Raw genomic sequence first — 4,690 nt, 5'->3', positions numbered from 1 at the left:
GACCCGTGGGTCGCGCCCGCCTTGGTCAAACATTTATGCGCGCCGCGATGATCTCACCTCGACACGAACTTCCTGCACTTTGACAACTGGCGCAGCGAGTACATTGCATCCGCAGTGAGTTCTACGCATTGACCGCGATGTTCTCGACCTGACACTCTCAGGCCGAAATCTCTCCACTGCTCTCAAGGGCAAAGTTTGCCTGCTTCGATAAAACGATCGCGATGAAACGACGCCCGCTACTAACGTTCTTTGCATTGACGTTTGGTCTCATGTGGGGCCCGGGCGCCTGCTTTGCGCTGTTTCCGGCTCAGTTGACGGCGGTCTTCGGAAAGATATCCGTCGCAAATCCGTTGTTCATCCTGGCAGTGTACGCGCCCGGTATCTCGGCCATCATCGTGAGCGGATTGCGTACATCCGCGACGACAAATTGGTCAAAAAGGAGACCCTTTCACCGCTGACCGCTATTCGCGGCGTGAAGATCCTTAACGCACCGCCGCCTCCCGCTCCCTTAAACCGGCAATGCCCGGCCGGATCAACCACTTCGAGCGCAGACAAAAGCGCGAGCATGCCCGCGACGTTACGGTGGCCAAACAAAAACTCCAGCGTTTTCAACGCGTGCGGGATTTTCAGCAGGCACAAGGTGAAGCTGCATCCGAGAGTTGTTTGCCACAGAGTGCGTCGCTCAAAATGCGGCTTCGACAATTCTGCTTTCAGAATCCGCCGGGCTTCAAGTTCTGTGGCCAATGCACCTTCCGCCTCGAACCTCGGCCCGGTTTCACTCCGCCCGGATTCCAAGTTGCTCCAACTGGAAAGTGTCTGGCATTTCGCAATGCTCCCGTATATAGGTTGACCTCGATCGGCTCTTGAGAGAGCCGCGGTGGAAAGTCCTCGTTTCTCGCTGGGTGCCTCATGCTGCATCGAAACTCTCTGCTCGCGACAGCAGTGCTCATCGGCGCGGCGATTGCCCAGTCGGCTGCGGCTGGGGAGGTACCGCTCTATTCCGGTCTCGGCGCAGTGCATCATCCAGTCACGACCAGTTCGCCGCTCGCGCAGAAGTATTTCGATCAGGGGCTGGCGTTCACCTACGGCTTTAACCACGACGAGGCCGAGCTCTCGTTCGAGCAGGCCGCGAAGCTCGACCCGAAGATGGCCATGGCGCCGTGGGGAATCGCGCTGGTGCTCGGGCCAAACTACAACCTGCCCGAAGACGCGCAGCGCGGTCGGAAAGCTTACGATGCGGTGCGCCGCGCCCGTTCCCTAGAGGCCAACGCGACGCCCGAGGAGCGCGACCTGATCGAGGTGCTGATGAATCGCTACGGCAGCGACGGAAACGGCTCACCGGCGCTCGATGAAGCATACGCGAATGCGATGCGCACGGTCGCGCATCGGTATCCCGACGATCTCGACGTCCAGACGCTGTTTGCCGAATCGTTGATGGACCTGCACCCGTGGCAACTCTGGAGTCTCGACGGCAAGCCGGGTCCCAACACGCTGGAGATTGTCGCGACGCTCGAGGAAGTGCTGAAAAGAGATCCCAACCACCTGGGGGCGAATCACTACTACATTCACGCCATCGAGGCGTCGCCGAATCCGTCGCGCGCGATGGCAAGCGCCGACCGGCTCGCCGCACTCGCGCCCGGCGCCGGCCATCTGGTCCACATGCCCTCGCACATCTACATCCGCACCGGACGTTTCCATGACTCAGCCGCGACCAACGAAAACGCTATCAAGGTTGATGACGCCTTCCTCGGAAAGACCGGGGAGGGCGGCGTTTATCGATTGATGTACCGCACCCACAACATCCAGTTCCTCTGCTACTCGCAGATGATGGAGGGGCGCAGCGTCGATGCGCTGAAGACCGCGCACCTGCTGGAGACGCGAGTGCCGCCCGACGCCGTTCGCTCGATGCCGATGGCCGAGTTCCTGGTTCCGATGCCCTACATGGTCGAGGCTCGCTTCTCGAAGTGGGACGCGATTCTGCGGGAGCCGCAGCCGCCGGAAGGCCTGCCTTATACGAGCGCCATCTGGCACTACGCGCGCGGACTGGCGTATGCCGGGCAAGGTAAGTTGGCCGCTGCGGCGAAGGAGCAGCGTGCCCTCGATGCGATCGTCGCGGCGATTCCTCCCGACCGCCCGCTCGGTAACGGCAACACCGCGAAGAAGACGACAGCTCTCTCAGCCAAAGTGCTGGCCGGCGAGATCGCGTCTGCGAAGAATGACCACAAGCTTGCCGAGCAGGACTTCGCCGAGGCGGTCGCGATGCAGGATGCGCTGGCCTATGAAGAGCCGCCGCTGTGGTACTTCCCGGTGCGCGAGCGGCTGGGAGCCGAGTTGTTCGCGCAAGGGCAGCCGCAGTCGGCGGAGGCAATCTATCGCGCCGATCTGAAGGTCAACCCTGGCAATCCGCGATCGCTTTATGGACTCTCGCAATGTCTCGAAGCCGAAGGCAAGAAGGACGAGGCCGCAAAGTACAAGGCGCAGTTCAAGGACGCCTGGCGCTACGCCGATATCGAGCTTGAACCTCTGCGTGTCGCGGCCAGTGCGTCCCACGGCGAAACAGATCAAGCGTCGGCGGACGGACGCTGACGCTGACCGGAGTACCCGGTCGAATCCATTCTGCTTCTGCTGCGATAACTCCGGCTATTCCAACAGATCCTGCGGATACGCTTCGGAATCGGCCAGAAGACCGACTGCACCCTCGAAGAGGTCGGCAAACTGTTCGCCGTCGCGCGCGAACGTATTCGCCAAATCGAGGCGAAGGTGCTGCGCAAGCTGCGCCGAACTGGACGCTCGCGCAACTTCGAGGGCTTCATGGAACGCGAGTAGCCTCGGCACCCGTGGGAACTATTCGGCCCCGAAACGCGGGCGCATTGTCAGCAAGTATCCGCCCGAAAAATCAGTCAAGGGTCACGGCGCGCAGCAGCGACAGTTCGTCCAGCACCTTCCCCGCGCCCATCACGACCGCCGTCAGCGGATCGTCTGCCAGCGTGACCGGCAGCCCCGTTTCTTCGCGGAGCAGAACGTCGAGGTTGCGCAGCAGCGCGCCACCGCCGGCCAGCACGATTCCCTTGTCCACGATGTCGGAGGCGAGCTCCGGGGGAGTGCGTTCGAGCGCGATTCGCACCGATTCGACCACCTGGCGCACCGGTTCCATCAGCGCCTCGCGAATTTCCTCGTCGGTGATCTCGATTGTCTTCGGCACTCCGGCGACCAGGTCGCGTCCCTTGATCTCCATGGTCTGGATTTCGTTGCCGGGGTAGGCCGATCCGATCGTGATCTTGATCAGTTCAGCGGTGCGCTCGCCGATCAGCAAGTTGTACTTGCGCTGGATGTGATGGATGATCGCTTCATCCATTTTGTCGCCCCCGACGCGCACCGAGCGCGTGAAGACGACGCCGGCCAGCGAGATCACCGCGACTTCGGTGGTGCCGCCGCCGATATCGACGATCATATTGCCAGTCGGCTCCGTGATCGGAAGGCCCGCGCCAATCGCCGCCGCCATCGGCTCCTCGATCAGATAGACTTCGCGCGCGCCCGCCGACTCCGCCGACTCGCGCACCGCGCGCTTTTCGACCGCGGTGATCCCGCCGGGCACGCCGATGACGATTCGCGGGCGCGGACGCACCAGGGTCTTGCCCGGGTGAATCTTCCGGATGAAGTAGCGGAGCATGTTCTCGGTGATCTCGAAGTCGGCGATCACGCCGTCCCTAAGCGGCCGAATCGCGACGATCGAGGCGGGCGTGCGCCCGAGCATCTTTTTCGCCTCGGAACCGATCGCCAACACTCGCCGCGAGCCGCGCGAGTTCCTTTGCACCGCGACCACCGAAGGCTCGTTGCAAACGATCCCTTTGCCCTTGACGTAAATCAGGGTGTTGGCGGTGCCGAGATCGATCGCGAGATCATCGGAGAACCAGCCAAAAATTGAATTGATGATCACCGAATTACGCCCCTTGCCGGCCCGGTTGAGACCTGGGCGCCGCCCGGATTGCCCAGCCCGAATAACACCCGCCAACGCACCCCAAGCTTGAGGAACATTCCGCGTTCGAGGAGGTTTGATCAAACGCTAGCTCAGACAATCGGCGATCGCTATGGTGTGCCTACTCAAAACTCCGAATGCAAGGGAAGGCTAGAGTTCTACGCGGCCTTCACCGCTCGTATCGCATGCTCTCGGTCTGGCTCTACGGATCAATCGCGCGAACTAACCTGACCTTGCGGACCACGTTACGGCCGCCAATAGCAAATCCCTAGCATTTTCCTAGTAAATGGAGTTTTGAGTAGGGACAGGTATCTATTCGGGGGCTCGTGTGTTAAACTATAGTGATTAAGGAAGCCACGCGTGGAAAATATGCCCTCATGGTGAAGCCAACGCGTGCCTCGTTCTCCGCGCCATTATTCTCCTAACTGCGGTCCCGGTATTCCCGAAACCACGCCCAAGCGCGCGCGCATCTGCGCCCATCAGGACCTTATAACCCGTTTCAGAAATGGCTGTGCCGAGTGAAAACCCAATCCCTGACGTGGTGATGATGCAGCCCGCCCAGGACTGATCCCATATTATTGAGCTTCGCATAATATACTTACAAGGGGAAGAGGTCGGCCTGCTGCCAGAAGGCCATGACCAGGGAGGGTCTGCGGCGCATCCGCTTGAGCGCGCGACGCGCGTGCGCGCTCAACTGCGCGAAGGTGTTGGGGC

Annotated in this window: 3 protein-coding genes and 1 pseudogene; 2 read left to right on the top strand and 2 right to left on the bottom strand. The window is 61.1% G+C overall.

Translation table 11 applies throughout. The features are described from left to right. Nucleotides 1-390 precede the first annotated feature (390 nt). Nucleotides 391-744: a hypothetical protein gene (locus tag VIO10_RS08950; protein WP_331962555.1), complete on the bottom strand. Its 354-nt coding sequence runs from the start codon at nucleotides 742-744 to the stop codon at nucleotides 391-393. A gap of 165 nt (nucleotides 745-909) precedes the next feature. Here VIO10_RS08950 and VIO10_RS08945 point away from each other — a divergent pair, with 165 nt between their 5' ends. Both VIO10_RS08945 and VIO10_RS08940 read left to right on the top strand, forming a co-directional pair. Continuing rightward, nucleotides 910-2,586 carry a tetratricopeptide repeat protein gene (locus VIO10_RS08945; protein WP_331962552.1) on the top strand — a complete coding sequence of 559 codons (1,677 nt, stop codon included), beginning with the start codon at nucleotides 910-912 and terminating at the stop codon, nucleotides 2,584-2,586. 60 nt (nucleotides 2,587-2,646) lie between these two features. Continuing rightward, nucleotides 2,647-2,826, top strand: a pseudogene (locus tag VIO10_RS08940) (sigma factor-like helix-turn-helix DNA-binding protein); the annotation flags it as partial. A gap of 70 nt (nucleotides 2,827-2,896) precedes the next feature. On the opposite strand, the gene VIO10_RS08935 reads toward VIO10_RS08940, so the two are convergent. Next, entirely contained in the window at nucleotides 2,897-3,934 is a 1,038-nt protein-coding gene (locus VIO10_RS08935) for a rod shape-determining protein (protein ID WP_331962557.1), read from the bottom strand. Nucleotides 3,935-4,690: the final 756 nt, after the last annotated feature.

Source organism: Candidatus Binatus sp., from assembly GCF_036567905.1.
GTDB lineage: Bacteria > Desulfobacterota > Binatia > Binatales > Binataceae > Binatus.
This window is presented reverse-complemented; position numbering and strand designations above follow the sequence as displayed.

What these genes read in the sequence shown, in the direction of transcription:
- VIO10_RS08945 (WP_331962552.1), top strand. Translation starts at nt 910, where the DNA reads ATGCTGCATCGAAACTCTCTGCTCGCGACAGCAGTGCTCATCGGCGCG.